Raw genomic sequence first — 16077 nt, forward strand, 5'->3', positions numbered from 1 at the left:
GGACGGGCGGCGGGACGGGCGGCGGACTTCAGCACCCAGCACCCCACGTCCTGCGGCGTCAGCCGCGCCGCCGCGCCGGTGCCGCTGCCCGCCGCGGGGGCGCTCGTGCGCCGGTGCGTGCGCCCGTCCTACCGCCTGGACCTGATGGTCGCGGGGCAGCCGTGCCTGCTGTGGCGCAGCGGGCCGGCCGCGGGGGTGCACGCGCTGGGGGAGCTGGCGGGGGAGCCGGGCCCGGACGCTGCGGTCGACGTGCGCTGGCGCCCGCTGCCCGCGCCGCTGCCGCGGGCGCTGCTGCGCGCGGACCCGCTGCTGGCGGGTGCGGAGGTGCTGCGGATGCCGGCCGGCTCCAACCCCTCGTACCTGGCGCCGGCGCAGTGGCGGCGGCTGCTGGAGGTGCTGGAGGACGAGCTCGGGCCGGCCCCCTGGGCGGGGGCCGGCCCGGCCGGGGAGCGGGCGACGGGAATCGAACCCGCGTAGCTAGTTTGGAAGACTAGGGCTCTACCATTGAGCTACGCCCGCGTGAAGCACCCACCGGCAGCCCGCTGGACCGGCCGACGCCTCGCGGCACAGCCTAACGGGTCGTGAGCGGTAGCCTGCTGCAGTACCGCCGGCAGCGCGGCGGTGCGCGGGGTGTGGCGCAGCTTGGTAGCGCGTCCGCTTTGGGAGCGGAAGGCCCCCGGTTCGAATCCGGGTACCCCGACGGACCACGCGACCGGTCGCTGGCAGCAGCGTGCCGGTCGTGGCAGGGGAGGCCCCGCCGCGGACGGCTAGCATTCCGCGGTGCGCCGGGGCAGCCCCGGCACCCCCGCACGCCTGACCACGACCTCCGCCCCGGCGGAGAGACCCCAGGAGATCCCTGCTGTGAAGAGCGACGTCGAGACCCTCAACCCGACCCGGGTGAAGCTGACCGTCGAGGTCGGCTACGACGAGCTGAAGCCCAGTCTCGACAAGGCCTACAAGACGATCGCCGGTCAGGTGCAGGTGCCGGGCTTCCGCCGGGGCAAGGTGCCGCCGCGCGTCATCGACCAGCGCTTCGGCCGCGCGGCGGTGCTCGAGGAGGCCGTCAACGACGCCCTGCCGAAGTTCTACCAGCAGGCGGTCGAGGCCTCCGACCTGCGCCCGCTGGGCCAGCCGACGGTCGACGTCTCCCAGGCGCCGAGCCCCCAGGACGGCGGCGACCTGAAGTTCTCCGTCGAGGTGGACGTCCGCCCGACGCTGGAGCTGCCGGACCTCTCCACCCTGGCCGTCACCGTCGACGACCTCGAGGTGCCCGAGGAGGAGGTGCAGACCCGCCTGGACGCGCTGCGCGAGCGCTTCGGCACCCTCACCGGCGTCGACCGCGCGGCCGCCGACGGCGACTTCGTCTCCATCGACCTCCTCGCCGAGATCGACGGCGAGGAGATCGAGACCGCCAAGGGCATCAGCTACCGCATCGGCCAGGGCAACATGATCGAGGGCCTGGACGAGGCCCTCACCGGGCTCTCGGCCGAGGGCACGACCACCTTCGCCGCGCCGCTGGCCGGCGGGGAGCGCAAGGGCGAGCAGGCCCAGGTCACCGTGACCGTGCAGTCGGTCAAGGAGCGCGTGCTGCCCGAGGCCGACGACGACTTCGCCCAGCTGGCCAGCGAGTTCGACACGCTGGAGGAGCTGCGCGCCGACCTGCTCAAGCAGGTCGAGCAGGCCAAGCGCTTCGAGCAGGGCCTGCAGGCGCGCGACAAGGTCCTCGAGAAGCTGCTCGAGGTCGTCGAGGTGCCGGTGCCCGAGTCGCTGGTGGAGGCGGAGATCCACGCCCACCTGGAGCGCGAGAACCGCCTCGAGGACGCCGAGCACCGCGCCGAGATCGAGGACAGCACCCGCCAGGCCATCCGCAGCCAGCTGCTGCTGGACGCCCTCGCCGAGCGCGAGGAGATCGGCGTCGAGCAGGGCGAGCTCATCGAGTACCTGGTGGGCCAGGCCCAGCAGTACGGCATGGAGCCCAACCAGTTCGTGCAGATGGTGGACGGCGCCGGCCAGGTGCCCTCGATGGTCTCCGAGGTCCGCCGCCGCAAGGCGCTGGCCGTGGCCATGGAGCAGGCGACGGTCACCGACGCCTCGGGCAACGCCGTCGACCTCGAGGAGCTCGTGGGCGAGGACGAGGGCGGCGACGAGACCGCCGAGGTGACCTCCGACGTGGTCGCCGAGGGCCCGGTGGACCCCGCGCAGGACGAGAGCGGCCAGACCGTCGACCCGACCGGCGACGACGAGCAGGCCGCGGCCGAGCAGGTCGCCGACCAGGCCGCCGCCGGTGGCGGCACCGAGGCCGGCGCCGAGGGCGCCACCGCGGCCGACACCGAGGGCGACAAGAGCTGAACCCGCCGCTGTGGGCGCACCCGCCGCGGTGCGCCCACAGCGAAAAGGGCCTGGTCCCGACATGGCCGTCGGGGGCTGCGCGTTAGGGTCGATCGAGATCGGCGGACGGTTCCGCCGACCCCCGCCGGCTCGTCCGGCCGGGGGTGGTCGACGCCAGGAGAGGGCCAGGGAACAGCGTGAGCGAGATCTTGAGCGCACCGGGACTGGTGGTGCCGCAGCAGGCCCGGGGCAACCAGCCGGGCATGGGCCTGGACGACAACGTCTACCAGCGGCTGCTGCAGCAGCGGATCATCTGGCTCGGTTCCGAGGTCCGGGACGAGATGGCCAACGCCATCTGCGCGCAGCTGCTGCTGCTCGCGGCCGAGGACCCGGACGCGGACATCTTCATGTACATCAACTCGCCCGGCGGCTCGGTCTCCGCGGGCATGTCGATCTACGACACGATGCAGTACATCAAGCCGGACGTGGCGACGATCGCCACCGGGCTGGCGGCCTCGATGGGTCAGTTCCTGCTCTGCGCGGGTGCCCCGGGCAAGCGCTCGGCCCTGCCGCACGCCAAGATCATGATGCACCAGCCCCTCGGCGGGCTCGGCGGCTCCGCGAGCGACATCAAGATCCTCGCCGAGCAGATCATCATGACCAAGCGGCAGATGGCCGAGCTGATCGCCCAGCACTCCGGCCAGACCTTCGAGAAGATCACCGCCGACTCCGACCGCGACCGCTGGTTCACCGCGGAGGAGGCGCGCGCGTACGGCCTCATCGACCACGTCGTGGGCCACACCAGCGAGGTCGAGGGCGGGGGCGGCACCGGTGCGTGACCCCTTCCGCCTCCAGCACCCCGACCAGATGGGAGACCGCCCCGTGAACCCGCAGTCCGGTCGCTTCGACCCGGCGTACGGCCCGTCCGCCCGCTACGTGCTGCCGCAGTTCGAGGAGCGCACGTCCTACGGGATGAAGCGCTCCGACCCGTACACCAAGCTCTTCGAGGACCGCATCATCTTCCTCGGCGTGCAGGTGGACGACGCCTCGGCGGACGACATCATCGCCCAGCTGATCGTCCTGGAGTCCCAGGACACCGAGCGCGACATCATCATGTACATCAACTCGCCGGGCGGCTCCTTCACGGCGCTGACGGCGATCTACGACACGATGCAGTACATCCGCCCGGACATCCAGACGTACTGCATGGGCCAGGCGGCCTCGGCCGCGGCCGTGCTGCTGGGCGCCGGCACGCCGGGCAAGCGCTTCGCCCTGCCCAACTCGCGCATCCTCATCCACCAGCCGGCGATGGCCGGCGGCGACTACGGGCAGGCCTCCGACCTGGAGATCCAGGCCAACGAGATCCTGCGCATGCGCACCTGGCTCGAGGAGACCCTCGCCCACCACTCCAACCGCAGCGTGGAGCAGGTGCGCGACGACATCGAGCGCGACAAGTTCCTCACCTCCGCGGAGGCCGTCGAGTACGGCCTCATCGACGAGGTGCTCACGAGCCGCAAGGCGTCCGCGGCTCCCCAGCTGCGCTGACCACCTAGCGTCACTCATCTGTAGCAGTGCGTGAGCTTGTGGCACGCGCCCGGGGGGCCGGTCTGGCACCGTGTCCCCCGGGGGCGTGTAATGGGTCGGGCGCGAGGTGTCCGGCAGGTAGCGTGACAGCACGCGACGCGACCGGGCGGTCCGCCCGTCGGCCCCCGGGTCGCGGTCCAGCAGCACGAGGAGAGGAATCCGTCGGTGGCACGCATCGGTGACGGTGGCGACCTGCTGAAGTGCTCCTTCTGCGGCAAGAGCCAGAAGCAGGTCAAGAAGCTCATCGCGGGCCCTGGCGTCTACATCTGCGACGAGTGCATCGACCTCTGCAACGAGATCATCGAGGAGGAGCTCGCCGAGGCCAACGACCTGGGCCTGGTGGAGCTGCCGAAGCCGAAGGAGATCTTCGACTTCCTCGACCAGTACGTCATCGGCCAGTCGTCGGCCAAGAAGTCGCTGGCGGTGGCCGTCTACAACCACTACAAGCGCATCCAGATCGGCGAGCCGACGGCGAAGAACCGCGACGACGCGGTCGAGATCGCCAAGTCGAACATCCTGCTCATCGGTCCCACCGGCTGCGGCAAGACCTACCTCGCGCAGACGCTGGCCAAGATGCTCAACGTCCCCTTCGCGATCGCCGACGCCACGGCGCTCACCGAGGCCGGCTACGTCGGCGAGGACGTCGAGAACATCCTGCTCAAGCTCATCCAGGCCGCCGACTACGACGTCAAGAAGGCTGAGACGGGCATCATCTACATCGACGAGGTCGACAAGATCGCCCGCAAGTCGGAGAACCCGTCGATCACCCGCGACGTGTCCGGCGAGGGCGTGCAGCAGGCCCTGCTGAAGATCCTCGAGGGGACCACCGCCAGCGTGCCGCCGCAGGGCGGGCGCAAGCACCCCCACCAGGAGTTCATCCAGATCGACACGACGAACGTGCTGTTCATCGTGGGCGGGGCCTTCGCGGGCCTGGACCGCATCATCGAGTCCCGCTCCGGCAAGCAGGGCCTCGGCTTCGGCGCCCAGCTGCGCCCGACGTCGGCCGCGGCGGCCGAGCCGGCGTTCGCCGACGTCATGCCCGAGGACCTCATGAAGTTCGGGCTCATCCCCGAGTTCATCGGGCGCCTGCCGGTCATCACCTCGGTGGAGAACCTCGACCGCGAGGCCCTGGTGCGCATCCTCACCGAACCCCGCAACGCCCTGGCCAAGCAGTACCAGCGGATGTTCGAGCTGGACGGGGTGGAGCTGGAGTTCACCGACGACGCGCTGGAGGCCGTGGCCGACCAGGCGATCCTGCGGGGGACCGGTGCGCGCGGTCTGCGCGCCATCATCGAGGAGGTCCTGCTCCCGGTGATGTTCGACGTGCCCAGCCGCGACGACATCGCCCGCGTGGTGGTGACCCGCGAGGTGGTGCTCAAGAACGTCAACCCGACGCTCGTGCCGCGCGAGGCGCCGCAGCGCAAGCCGCGCGAGCGCCGCGAGAAGTCGGCCTGACGCCACCCGGCCCCCGCCCCGCGGGGACCACGCACGAGGGAGGGCCCCGCACCGGTCGGTGCGGGGCCCTCCCTCGTGCGTGCGGTCCTCACTGCTGCAGGACGGCCTCGATGTCGATGGCGACCTTCAGGGTGGTGCCGAAGACGGCGACCCCGATGCCGACGGCCTGGTTCCAGTTCATCTTGAAGTCGTCGCGGTGCAGCTCGGTGGTGGCGCTGAAGGCCGCGCGGGTGCCGCCCCAGGGGTCCGGGCCGCTGCCGGCGTAGGACAGCTGCAGGGTCACCGGGCGGGTGGTGCCCAGCAGCGTGAGGTCCCCGACGAGGACCCAGCCGTCGGCGCCGCGCTGCACGCCGCCGGCGGAGAAGGTCAGCGCGGGGTGGCGGGCGGTGTCGAGGAAGTCGGCCGCGCGCAGGTGCTCGTCGCGCTGGGCGTTGCCGGTGTCGATGCTGGCGGCCTCGATGGTCACCTCGACGGTGCTGCGGGTGACGTCCTCGGGCACGGTGATGACCCCCTCGAAGGACGTGAAGCGCCCGTGCACGGCCGCCAGGCCCAGGTGGTGGGCGGTGGCGGAGATCGTGGAGTGGGCGACGTCGATCACCCACACCCCGGGGGGCGGCGTGTCGCTGCCGCCGGAGCGGCGCAGGCGGACCTCGCCCAGGCGCCAGGCGCCGCCGGTGCTGGCGGGGACGACGACGCTGCTGGCGCGCGGCTCGTGGGCCGGGGCGGCCACCAGCATCGTCGCCGCCCCGGCGGGCAGGCCGAGCAGCGCGAAGGTGCCGTCGCCGCCGGTGACGGCGCGGGCGACCTGCGAGCCGTCCGGGCCCAGCAGCGTCACCGAGGCGCCGGCCACCGGCCAGCCCTCCCGGGTCAGCACCCGCCCCTCGCCCGTGGTCCCGGCGGCCGCCGGGCCGGCGCCCGCGGCGCCGGCCCGCAGGTCCGCCTCCTGCTCCGGGCTCACCGCTGCTCCGTGCCGCGGGCGGTGGCCGGGGCTTCGAGGCGCGTCAGGTCCAGGCTGGAGCCGAGCACGAGCTGCGCGGCGGACACGGTGTCCTCCTCCACGTCGACGTCGGTGGCCACGGGCGCGAACCCGGAGGCCGTGAGCGTGTAGTGACCGCCGGCGAGGTCCTCGAAGGAGTAGGTGCCGTCCTGGCCGGTGAGCACCGAGCCGACGACCTGGCCCTCGGCGTCGACCAGGGTGACCGAGGCCTCGCGCACCCGCCGGCCGTCGCTGGCGGCGACGACGGCGCCCGTGAGGCGGCCGCCGCCGGTCAGCTGCAGGTCGACCGCGAGCGCACCGGAGTCGGGGACCTCGACGCTGCGCGCCAGCGGCCGGTGCGAGGCGTCCTGAGCGGTGAGCACGTAGGTGCCGCCCACGAGCTGGTCGAAGGCGTAGCCGCCGCCGCCGTCGGTGCGGGTGGAGCCGACGACCTCGCCCGTGACGTCGGTGAGGGTCACCAGCGCGCCCTGGACGCCGTGCCGGCCGCCGCCGGCGTCGTGGGCCAGCACCCGGCCGGTGACGGCCGAGCGGCCGGACAGGACGACGTCGCGGGTGACGGGCGTGCTGCCGACGCCGACGAGGGTGGCCGAGGGGGCCACGTGGGCCGCGGCGACGATGAGCAGGTAGGTGCCACCGGTGGGCAGGGCCAGCGAGTAGCCGCCGTCCTCGCGGCTGGTGGTGCGGGCGACCTGCTGACCGGACTGGTCGGCCAGCGTCACGACGGCACCGGCGAGCGGCCGGCGGTCGTGGTGGCGCACCGTGCCGGACAGGGACAGGCCGGAGTCGGTGCGCACGGCGTGCTGCGCCTGCTCGGCCACCGCGTCCTCCTCCCGCTCCGCCCGGGGGACGCTCCACCGCTGGGCCGCGCCGTTCACCGCGCCGTTCACCGCGCCGTTCACCGCGCCGTTCACCGCGCCGTTCACCGCGCCGTCGACCTTGCCGTCGACCGCGGGGGCGGCGGCGGGGCCGTCCGCATCCTCGACCGGGGCGTCGTCCGAGCGCAAGGCGCGCTCCTTGAAGAAGAAGGTGGTGATCCACGCCACGAGGGCGAACGGTGCCGCGATGAGGAAGACTTCGGCGATCGAGGAGCCGTAGGCGGCCTGCACGAGCGCGCGGATCGGCTCGGGGATCTCCGCCAGGTTCGGCACCCCGGTGCTCTCGCCGCCGAGCGCACCGGTCACGGCGGCCGGGTCGAGGCCGGCGCCGGCGATGTTCTCGCCGAGGTGGGTGGTGACCCGGTGGCCGAGGACGGCGCCCAGGGCCGAGACGCCGATGGCGCCGCCGAGGCTGCGGGAGAAGGCGACGAAGGAGCTGGAGGCGCCGAGGTCCTGCGGTGCGGAGACGTTCTGCACGGCCAGCACGAGGTTCTGCATCATCATGCCGACGCCGAGGCCAACCAGGGCCATGTACGGGGCCACGACCCAGTAGTCCGTGTCGTACTCGATGGTGCCCATGAGGGCCAGGCCCGCGGTGAGCAGGGCGCCGCCGACCAGCAGCCAGACCTTCCACCTGCCGGTGCGGGTGATGACCTGCCCGGCGACGGTGGAGGACAGGAAGAGCCCGACGATCATCGGGATGGTCATGACGCCGGCCATCGTCGGGGACTCCCCGCGGCCGAGCTGGAAGTACTGGCTGAGGAAGATCGTGGCGCCGAACATCGCCACGCCGACGAAGAGGCTGGCGAGCGCGGACAGCGTGATCGTGGGGTTGCGGAAGAAGCGCAGCGGGATGATCGGCTCCTTCGCGCGGCTCTCGGCGAGCACCGCGAGGGCGAGCAGCACGACGCCGGCGGCGACGAGGCCGACGGTCCACCACGAGCCCCACGCGAACTCCTGGCCGGCCAGCGAGACCCAGATGAGCAGCGCGGAGATGCCGGCGGCGAGCAGCAGGGCGCCGAGGTAGTCGATGGACACCTCGCGCCTGGGCTGCGGGGGCAGCTTGAGCTTGAACTGCAGGACGAAGAAGGCGATGACGGCGAACGGCACGCCCACGTAGAAGGTCCAGTGCCAGGACAGGTGCTCGGTGAGGACGCCGCCGATGAGCGGGCCGCCGACGGTGGCCAGCGCGAAGGTGGCGCCGAGGTAGCCGGAGTAGCGGCCGCGCTCGCGGGGGCTGACCATCGTGGCGAGGATGACCTGCGCCAGCGCCAGCAGGCCGCCGCCGCCGATGCCCTGGAAGACGCGCAGCGTGATGAGCATGCCCATGCTCGTGCTCAGGCCGGCGATCGCGGAGGCGACGACGAACAGCGCGAGGGCGATCTGGACGAGCAGCTTCTTGCTGAACAGGTCGGACAGCTTGCCCCAGATGGGCGTGGAGATCGTCGTGGCGAGCAGCGCCGCGGTGACGACCCACGTGTAGCCGGACTCGGTGCCGTCCAGGTCGTTGACGATCCTCGGCAGCGCGTTGGAGACGACCGTGGAGGACAGGATCGCCACGAACATGCCGAGCAGCAGGCCGGAGAGCGCCTCGAGGATCTCCTTGTGGGACATCTTCGGCGCGCCGCCCTGCGGGCTCTGGTGGTGGACGGGTGCGGTGGTGCTCATGCGTTCCCCTGCAACTGCTTCTCCTGCACGTGGTGGTGTGGGGTGTCTGGTGCCGGCGGGGCCGCCGGGGTGCTCGCCGGGTCCGTGGTGCGGGCCAGCCGGGTGAGCAGGCGGGTCAGGTCGCCCACGTCCTCGTCCGGCCAGGCCGCGAGGCGCTCGACGAGGCGGTCGACCGCGCCGCGCCGGTGGGCGCGCAGCTGCTGCACGCCCTCGGCGGTGACGCTCAGGCGCTGGGAGCGGCCGTCGGCGGGGTCGGGGGAGGAGTCGAGCAGGCCCTCCCGGCGCAGGTGCGCGACCTGCCGGCTGACGGTGGACAGGTCGAGGGCCAGGTGCTCGGCGACCTCGGTCAGCCGCACCGCCCCGTGCTGGTGCACGGTGGCGAGGGTGAGCAGGGTCGGCACGTTGAGCGTGCCGACGAGCACGCGCCTGGTGCGCAGCAGGTCGGGGAAGACGTCGACGAGAGCTGCGCAGGCGTGGTGCGTGGCCACGGCGACCTCCACGTTCGGTTGGTGTGCGCAAGCAACGATATGCCCCGATGGTTGCACCATGCAAGTCCGAGCCGTGAGGGAACCCGCGGGCGGCCTCAGAGCAGGGCGTTGAGCCTGCCGAGCAGGGTGGCCAGCTGCGTCATGTCCTCGGCCGGCCAGTCCGTCAGCCGGTCGTGCAGGCGCTGGCGCCGCGCGGCCCGGGCGGCGTGGACCTTCTCCAGGCCCTCCGGCGACAGCTTCAGGCGCACCGCGCGCCCGTCGGTGGGGTCCGCCTCGCGCGAGACGAGGCCCAGGCGCTCCAGCAGCTGGACCTGGCGGCTGAGCGTCGGCTTGCCGATGCCGAAGTACGCGGCCAGGTCCGAGGGGCGGCTGTCGCCGACGATGTCCAGGCGCACCAGCAGGCTGTAGGCCTCCGGCTCCAGGTCGGGGTGCACGCTGCGGGCCGTCTCGCGGTTGATGGTCCGGGAGCGGCGCAGGAGCACGGCGAGCTCGTGTTCCAGCGCTTCGGCGGGGCCCGTGACCATGGGCGCAACCTACCCGGCCGGGGCCTCGCGCGGGACGCCGGGCGCCCGCGCCGCCCGCCCCTCGCGCCCGCCGGTCCCGTCGTGTCGTGTTGATCGCGCCCGCTCCGGCCCGTAGTGTCCGCCGCGATGCATCGAGTCGATGCATCGCAGCAGAAGGGGGTGAGGGGTGCGCAGACGCGGCGACGTCCTGCTGCTCGCCGTCCTCGCCCTGCTGGCCGACGGTCCGCTGCACGGCTACGAGGTGCGCAAGCGCCTCGACCAGCGCCTGGGGGTGTTCCGCGCGCTGTCCTACGGCTCCCTGTACCCCGCGCTGCGCGCCCTGCAGGCCGGCGGCTGCATCACCGAGACGACCGGGCAGCGCCTGCCCGGCACCGTCAGCCCCCGCCGGGCGCGGGTGGTCTACGAGATCACCGCGCACGGCAAGGACCGCCTGGCCGAGATGCTCGAGGACTCCGGTCCGGAGGCGTGGGAGGACGACGCCTTCGGCGTCCACTTCGCGCTCTTCACCCGCGTCGCCCCCCGCACCCGGCTGCGCGTCCTGGAGGGCCGCCGCGCCCGCCTGCTCGAGCGCCTCGAGCAGCTGTCGCGGTCCATCGAGCGCACCCAGGCCCAGCTCGACGCCTACGCCCTGGAAGCCCAGCGGCACGGGCTGGAGACGGTCCGCAGCGAGGTCGACTGGCTCGAGCGGCTCATCAGCGCCGAGGCCCACCCGGGCACCGCGCGCCCGCATGCCCCCCACCCAGAGGAGAAGCACTGATGGCAGGTCCCATCCGCGTCGCGATCGTGGGGGTCGGCAACTGCGCCGCCTCCCTCGTCCAGGGCGTGCACTACTACCGCGACGCCGACCCGGCCCAGACCGTCCCCGGCCTCATGCACGTCCAGTTCGGCGACTACCACGTGCGCGACATCGAGTTCGTCGCCGCCTTCGACGTCGACGACAAGAAGGTGGGCACCGACCTCGCCGACGCCATCGGCGCCAGCGAGAACAACACGATCAAGATCTGCGACGTCCCCGCGACCGGCGTCCCCGTCCAGCGCGGGCACACCCTCGACGGCCTCGGCAAGTACTACCGCGAGACCATCACCGAGTCCGCCGCCGAGCCCGTCGACGTCGTCGCCGCCCTGCGCGAGGCGCGGGCCGACGTCCTCGTCTGCTACCTGCCCGTCGGGTCCGAGGACGCGGCGATGTTCTACGCCCAGTGCGCCATCGACGCCAAGGTCGCCTTCGTCAACGCGCTGCCCGTCTTCATCGCCGGCACCCCCGAGTGGGCGCAGAAGTTCACCGACGCGGGCGTGCCCATCGTCGGCGACGACATCAAGTCCCAGGTCGGCGCGACGATCACCCACCGGGTGCTCGCCAAGCTGCTGGAGGACCGCGGCATCAAGCTGGAGCGCACCTACCAGCTCAACGTCGGCGGCAACATGGACTTCAAGAACATGCTCGAGCGCGACCGCCTGGAGTCCAAGAAGATCTCCAAGACGCAGGCCGTCACGAGCAACGTCCACGCCGACTTCGGCACCCGCAACGTCCACATCGGCCCCAGCGACTACGTGCAGTGGCTCGACGACCGCAAGTGGGCCTACGTGCGCCTGGAGGGCAAGGCCTTCGGCGACGTCCCGCTCAACCTCGAGTACAAGCTGGAGGTCTGGGACTCCCCGAACTCCGCCGGCGTCATCATCGACGCCGTCCGCGCCGCCAAGATCGGCCTGGACCGCGGCATCGGCGGCCCGCTGCTGTCCCCGTCGGCGTACTTCATGAAGTCCCCGCCGCAGCAGCGCGACGACGAGGCCGGCCGCGCCGGCGTCGAGGCGTTCATCGCCGGGACCGTCGACCGCTGAACCCCGCCCCGCGCGGCCGAGGACGACGCAGGCCCCCACCGGATCCCGGTGGGGGCCTGCGCGCGTGCGGTCACCGCACGCACCTCACCCGGCGGGGGCGATCTCCGCCTGCGCCGACAGGGCCGGCGCCTGCTCGCCGCCGGCCACCGCCACCTCGCGCCAGGTGATCGACGCCGCGCGGGAGGTCGCCAGCAGGTCCGCCTCGGCGCGGGCCGCGGCGGCGACCACGGCCGCCGGGCCGGAGACCGTCGCCGCCGACAGCGGCGTCTTCTGCGAGACCTTCGCCTCGCTCTTGACCTTGCGCAGCACCGTCAGCACCTGACCGGCCGCGGCCAGGACGCCGCGGGCGCCCTCGTCCACGGGGCCGAGGTCCTCGACCGCGGGCCAGGACGCGCGGTGCACGGAGCCGTCCTGCCACCAGGACCAGACCTCCTCGGCCGCGTACGGCAGGAACGGCGCGAACAGCCGCAGCAGCGTGCGCAGCGCGATCGCCGCCGTCGCCCGCGCCGAGGCCGCCGGGCCCTCGCCCCGCACGCCGTAGGCGCGGTCCTTGACCAGCTCGACCCAGTCGTCGCAGAAGGTCCAGAAGAACCGCTCGGTCACGTCGAGCGCCGTGGCGTGGTCGTAGCGCTCGAACGCCTCGGTCGCCTGCCGCACGACGTCCGCCAGGTCGGCCAGCACGCTGGCGTCGACGGCCTCGGTGACCGCCGCCGGGTCGGCCGCGTCCCCGCGCTCGACCCCCAGGCCCAGGACGAACTTGGAGGCGTTGAGCAGCTTCATCGCCAGCCGGCGGCCGATCTTCATCTGCCCGGTGTCGAACGTCGCGTCGGTGCCCAGGCGCGAGGAGGCCGCCCAGTAGCGGACCGCGTCGGAGCCGTGCTCCTCCAGCAGCGCCAGCGGCGTGACGACGTTGCCCTTGGACTTCGACATCTTCTTGCGGTCGGGGTCGAGGATCCAGCCCGACAGCGCCGTGCGCGACCACGGCAGCCCGCCGAACTCCAGGTGCGCGCGCACCACCGTGGAGAACAGCCAGGTGCGGATGATGTCCTGCCCCTGCGGGCGCAGGTCCATCGGGTACACCCGCGAGAAGAGGTCCGGGTCGCGCTCCCAGCCGCTGACGAGCAGCGGGGTCAGCGACGACGTCGCCCAGGTGTCCATGACGTCCGGGTCGGCCGCGAAGCCGCCCGGCACCCCGCGCTGGTCCTCGCTGAAGCCGGGAGCGGGCTCGGCGGCCGGGTCGACCGGCAGCGACGCCTCGTCCGGGACGATCGGGTCGTCGTGGACGGGCTCCCCGTCGGCGTCGAGGCGGTACCAGACCGGGAAGGGCACCCCGAAGAAGCGCTGGCGGGAGATCAGCCAGTCGCCGTTGAGGCCGGAGACCCAGTGGTCGTAGCGGTGCTTCATGTGCTCGGGGTGCCAGGCCAGCTCGGCACCGCGCTCCAGCAGCGCCGAGCGCAGCTCGACGTCGCGCCCGCCGTTGCGCAGGTACCACTGCCGGGTCGAGACGATCTCGAGGGGGCGGTCGCCCTTCTCGTAGAACTTCACCGGGTGCGTGATCCGCTTCGGCTCCCCGACCATGTCGCCGGAGGCCTGCAGGGCCTCGACGACCGCCTTCTGCGCGCTGAAGACGGTGGCGCCGGCGATGGAGGCGTAGAGCTCCGCGCCCGGGCCGTCGGCCAGCCACTGGGGGGTCTCGCGCAGCAGCCGGCCGTCGCGGCCGATGACGGTGCGGTTGGGCAGCTGCAGCTCGCGCCACCAGGTGACGTCGGTGGTGTCGCCGAAGGTGCAGATCATCGCGATGCCGGACCCCTTCTCGGGGTCGGCCAGCGGGTGCGCCACGACGGGCACCTCGACGCCGAACAGCGGGGTGCGGACCGTCTGCCCGAACAGCGGCCGGTAGCGCTCGTCGTCGGGGTGGGCCACCAGGGCCACGCAGGCCGGCAGCAGCACCGGGCGGGTCGTCTCGATGAACACCGGCTCCCCGCCGGCGGTGGGCGTGAAGCCGATCCGGTGGTAGGCGCCCTCGGTCTCGCGGTCCTCCAGCTCGGCCTGCGCGACGGCCGTGCGGAACGTCGTGTCCCACAGCGTCGGCGCCTGCTGGGAGTAGGCCTCCCCGCGGGCGAGGTTGCGCAGGAAGGCCCGCTGCGCGGTGGCGCGCGAGGACTCCGAGATCGTCGAGTACGTGTGCGACCAGTCCACCGACAGGCCCAGGCGGCGCCACAGCGACTCGAAGACCTGCTCGTCCTCGGCGGTCAGCCGGTCGCACAGCTCCACGAAGGTGCGCCGCGAGACCTGCACGAAGTCCCGGTCGTTCTTGGGGGCCTTCTCCGGCGGAGTGAACGACGGGTCGTAGGGCAGCGAGGGGTCGCAGCGCACCCCGTAGTAGTTCTGCACCCGGCGCTCCGTCGGCAGGCCGTTGTCGTCCCAGCCCATCGGGTAGAAGACCGACTTGCCGCGCATGCGCTGGAAGCGGGCCACGACGTCGGTGTGGGTGTAGCTGAAGACGTGGCCGACGTGCAGGGAGCCCGACACCGTCGGCGGCGGGGTGTCGATGGAGTAGACGTCGGCGCGCTGCGCGCTGCGGTCGAAGGCGTACGTGCCGGCGTCCTGCCACGCGGGGGCCCAGCGCTCCTCCAGGCCGTCCACGGTCGGGCGGTCGGGTACCTCGACGCCGGCGGCGACGGTCGAGCGGGGCGGTGCGGGGGGAGTGGCGTCGGACATGGCGCCATCATCCCAGCCGCGCCGCCGCGCCCGTGCCCGTGCCCGCGCCGGTGCTCACACCCGCGCCCGCGCCTGTGCCGCTCCTCACGCCCGCGGGTGCGGCCCGCGCGCTGAAGGTCGCGGCCGCGGCGCCCGATGCACGGGTGTGGACTCCCTGCGCCGGCTGCCGCCCTGGCAGCTCTTCACCGCCTGCGGTGCGGTCGTCGCGGCCGTCTGCCTGCTCACGCCCGCCGGCCTGCTGCACGACGCCGTCTTCTCCTCCATCAGCCTGGCCGCGGCCGCCGCCACCGCCGCGGGCGCCCGCCTGCACCGCCCGCAGCGCGCCTCGGCCTGGTGGCTGCTGGCGGCGGGGCTGCTGGCCTGGGCGCTGGGCGACGTCGGCTACGCGGTCTGCTACGACTGGCTCGGCTGGGAGGCCTTCCCCAGCGTCCCCGACGTCTTCTACGTCCTCGCCTACCCGCTCATCGCCGCCGCGATGCTGCGCATGGCCCGCCAGGCGCGCCCCGGCTCCGACCGGGAGGGGGTCATCGACGCCTCGATCCTGGCCGTCGGCTTCGGCATGCTCTCGTGGACCTTCCTCGTGCGCCCGGCGCTGGCGGAGCTGCCCGAGGACCTGCTCGCCGGGCTGGTCGCGCTCGCGTACCCGGTCGGCGACGTCGTCGTCCTCGCCATGCTCGTGCGGGTCTCCGCCGCCGCCGGGCACGGCTCGCGCGCGTTCTGGCTGCTGTGCGGCGCGGCCACCTCGATGCTGCTGGCCGACGCGCTGTGGCAGTACGCCGACGCCTACCAGGACTTCGACGCCACCTGGATCGACGCGGTCTTCGCGCTCTCGTACGTGCTGTGGGGCGCGGCCGCGCTGCACCCCTCGATGCGCCGGCTCTCCGACCCCTCGCCCACCAGCCGCCACGAGTTCACCACTCTGCGCCTGGTGGTGCTGACGGCCGCCAGCCTGCTCGCCCCCGGCACCCTGGGTCTGCAGCTGGCGCTGGGCCAGCAGCCGCAGGGCTGGGCGGTGGTCATCAGCTCCTCCGTGCTCTTCCTGCTCGTGGTGGCCCGCATGTCCGCGCTGCTGCGCCGCCTGCGCGAGCAGACCGCCCTGCTCGGCGACCTCGCGCGCACCGACCCGCTCACGGGCCTGCTCAACCGCCGCAGCGCCGACTCCGCCCTGGAGCGCCTGCGCGAGCAGGCGCAGCGCGAGGGCACCCCGCTCGTCGTCGCGCTCATCGACCTCGACCGCTTCAAGGCCTTCAACGACAGCCGCGGCCACCCCGCCGGGGACCGGCTGCTCGTCGGCGCCGCCACGGCGTGGGTCGCGGCGCTGGAGGGGAGCGGGGTGCAGCTGGCCCGCTGGGGCGGGGAGGAGTTCCTCGCCGTGTCCGTCGGGCTGGGCACCGGGCGCGTCGAGGAGCTGCTGGCCGGGCTGCGCCGGGTCGTGCCCGAGGGGCAGACGTTCTCGGCGGGCGTGGCCCGCTGGGACGGGCGCGAGGAGAGCGGGCGCCTGGTGGCGCGCGCCGACGAGGCCCTCTACGCCGCCAAGGCCGCCGGGCGCGATCGCACCTGCACCGCCGGTGCGCCCGAGCACGCCGCCTGAGCCCGCC

Annotated in this window: 13 protein-coding genes and 2 tRNA genes; 9 read left to right on the top strand and 6 right to left on the bottom strand. The window is 73.3% G+C overall.

Annotation, left to right across the window (positions count from 1 at the left end):
* The coding region (locus GTQ99_RS03365; RefSeq protein WP_166614330.1) for an EVE domain-containing protein at positions 1 to 477 on the top strand (477 nt) is incomplete at its 5' end.
* Here GTQ99_RS03365 and GTQ99_RS03370 read toward each other — a convergent pair.
* Positions 449 to 519, bottom strand: a tRNA-Gly gene (locus tag GTQ99_RS03370). The genes GTQ99_RS03365 and GTQ99_RS03370 overlap by 29 nt on opposite strands.
* A gap of 107 nt (positions 520 to 626) precedes the next feature.
* Here GTQ99_RS03370 and GTQ99_RS03375 point away from each other — a divergent pair.
* The 5 genes from GTQ99_RS03375 to clpX all read left to right on the top strand — a co-directional run bounded on the left by GTQ99_RS03375 (position 627) and on the right by clpX (position 5367).
* A tRNA-Pro gene (locus GTQ99_RS03375) sits at positions 627 to 700 on the top strand.
* Positions 701 to 861: 161 nt separating this feature from the next.
* The gene (tig, locus tag GTQ99_RS03380) at positions 862 to 2349 is read left to right on the top strand and encodes a trigger factor (RefSeq protein WP_166614331.1); all 1488 of its coding nucleotides are present in this window, start codon (positions 862 to 864) and stop codon (positions 2347 to 2349) included.
* Between the two features lie 242 nt (positions 2350 to 2591).
* Positions 2592 to 3167: a ClpP family protease gene (locus GTQ99_RS03385; protein ID WP_166614346.1), complete on the top strand. Its 576-nt coding sequence runs from the start codon at positions 2592 to 2594 to the stop codon at positions 3165 to 3167.
* Between the two features lie 28 nt (positions 3168 to 3195).
* The gene (locus GTQ99_RS03390; protein WP_166614332.1) at positions 3196 to 3873 is read left to right on the top strand and encodes an ATP-dependent Clp protease proteolytic subunit; all 678 of its coding nucleotides are present in this window, start codon (positions 3196 to 3198) and stop codon (positions 3871 to 3873) included.
* A gap of 204 nt (positions 3874 to 4077) precedes the next feature.
* Complete coding sequence (gene clpX, locus GTQ99_RS03395; RefSeq protein WP_166614333.1) at positions 4078 to 5367, top strand: ATP-dependent Clp protease ATP-binding subunit ClpX; 1290 nt, start codon at positions 4078 to 4080, stop codon at positions 5365 to 5367.
* Positions 5368 to 5455: 88 nt separating this feature from the next.
* On the opposite strand, the gene GTQ99_RS03400 is transcribed toward clpX, so the two are convergent.
* The 4 genes from GTQ99_RS03400 to GTQ99_RS03415 form a co-directional block, all read right to left on the bottom strand.
* Positions 5456 to 6301 carry a YceI family protein gene (locus GTQ99_RS03400; RefSeq protein WP_166614347.1) on the bottom strand — a complete coding sequence of 282 codons (846 nt, stop codon included), beginning with the start codon at positions 6299 to 6301 and terminating at the stop codon, positions 5456 to 5458.
* Positions 6302 to 6321: 20 nt separating this feature from the next.
* Positions 6322 to 8907, bottom strand: coding sequence for an MFS transporter (locus GTQ99_RS03405; RefSeq protein WP_205706710.1), 2586 nt, complete (start codon positions 8905 to 8907; stop codon positions 6322 to 6324).
* The gene (locus GTQ99_RS03410) at positions 8904 to 9395 is read right to left on the bottom strand and encodes a MarR family transcriptional regulator (protein ID WP_166614334.1); all 492 of its coding nucleotides are present in this window, start codon (positions 9393 to 9395) and stop codon (positions 8904 to 8906) included. The genes GTQ99_RS03405 and GTQ99_RS03410 overlap by 4 nt, the downstream gene beginning before the upstream one ends.
* A gap of 95 nt (positions 9396 to 9490) precedes the next feature.
* Positions 9491 to 9919, bottom strand: a complete 429-nt coding sequence (locus GTQ99_RS03415) for a MarR family winged helix-turn-helix transcriptional regulator (protein WP_166614335.1) — start codon at positions 9917 to 9919, stop codon at positions 9491 to 9493.
* A gap of 166 nt (positions 9920 to 10085) precedes the next feature.
* On the opposite strand from GTQ99_RS03415, the gene GTQ99_RS03420 reads away from it, so the two are divergent.
* Both GTQ99_RS03420 and GTQ99_RS03425 read left to right on the top strand, forming a co-directional pair.
* Entirely contained in the window at positions 10086 to 10676 is a 591-nt protein-coding gene (locus tag GTQ99_RS03420; protein ID WP_166614336.1) for a helix-turn-helix transcriptional regulator, read from the top strand.
* On the top strand, positions 10676 to 11758 hold the full coding sequence (locus GTQ99_RS03425) for an inositol-3-phosphate synthase (protein ID WP_166614337.1): 1083 nt from the start codon (positions 10676 to 10678) through the stop codon (positions 11756 to 11758). Before GTQ99_RS03420 ends, GTQ99_RS03425 begins: the two co-directional genes overlap by 1 nt.
* 84 nt (positions 11759 to 11842) lie before the next feature.
* Here GTQ99_RS03425 and valS read toward each other — a convergent pair whose 3' ends face one another.
* Entirely contained in the window at positions 11843 to 14479 is a 2637-nt protein-coding gene (gene valS / locus GTQ99_RS03430) for a valine--tRNA ligase (protein WP_166614338.1), read from the bottom strand.
* A 145-nt stretch (positions 14480 to 14624) separates the two neighbouring features.
* Between valS and GTQ99_RS03435 the strand changes: the two genes are divergently transcribed.
* Positions 14625 to 16070 carry a diguanylate cyclase domain-containing protein gene (locus GTQ99_RS03435; protein WP_166614339.1) on the top strand — a complete coding sequence of 482 codons (1446 nt, stop codon included), beginning with the start codon at positions 14625 to 14627 and terminating at the stop codon, positions 16068 to 16070.
* The last annotated feature ends 7 nt before the right edge of the window (positions 16071 to 16077 follow it).

Source organism: Kineococcus vitellinus, from assembly GCF_009906315.1.
GTDB lineage: Bacteria > Actinomycetota > Actinomycetes > Actinomycetales > Kineococcaceae > Kineococcus > Kineococcus vitellinus.

Bases quoted from the DNA above. Each gene is read 5' to 3' on its own strand.
- GTQ99_RS03425 (WP_166614337.1), top strand. From the start codon at position 10,676: ATGGCAGGTCCCATCCGCGTCGCGATCGTGGGGGTCGGCAACTGCGCC.
- valS (WP_166614338.1), bottom strand. From the start codon at position 14,479: ATGTCCGACGCCACTCCCCCCGCACCGCCCCGCTCGACCGTCGCCGCC.
- GTQ99_RS03415 (WP_166614335.1), bottom strand. From the start codon at position 9,919: ATGGTCACGGGCCCCGCCGAAGCGCTGGAACACGAGCTCGCCGTGCTC.
- GTQ99_RS03405 (WP_205706710.1), bottom strand. From the start codon at position 8,907: ATGAGCACCACCGCACCCGTCCACCACCAGAGCCCGCAGGGCGGCGCG.
- GTQ99_RS03390 (WP_166614332.1), top strand. From the start codon at position 3,196: ATGGGAGACCGCCCCGTGAACCCGCAGTCCGGTCGCTTCGACCCGGCG.
- GTQ99_RS03385 (WP_166614346.1), top strand. From the start codon at position 2,592: ATGGGCCTGGACGACAACGTCTACCAGCGGCTGCTGCAGCAGCGGATC.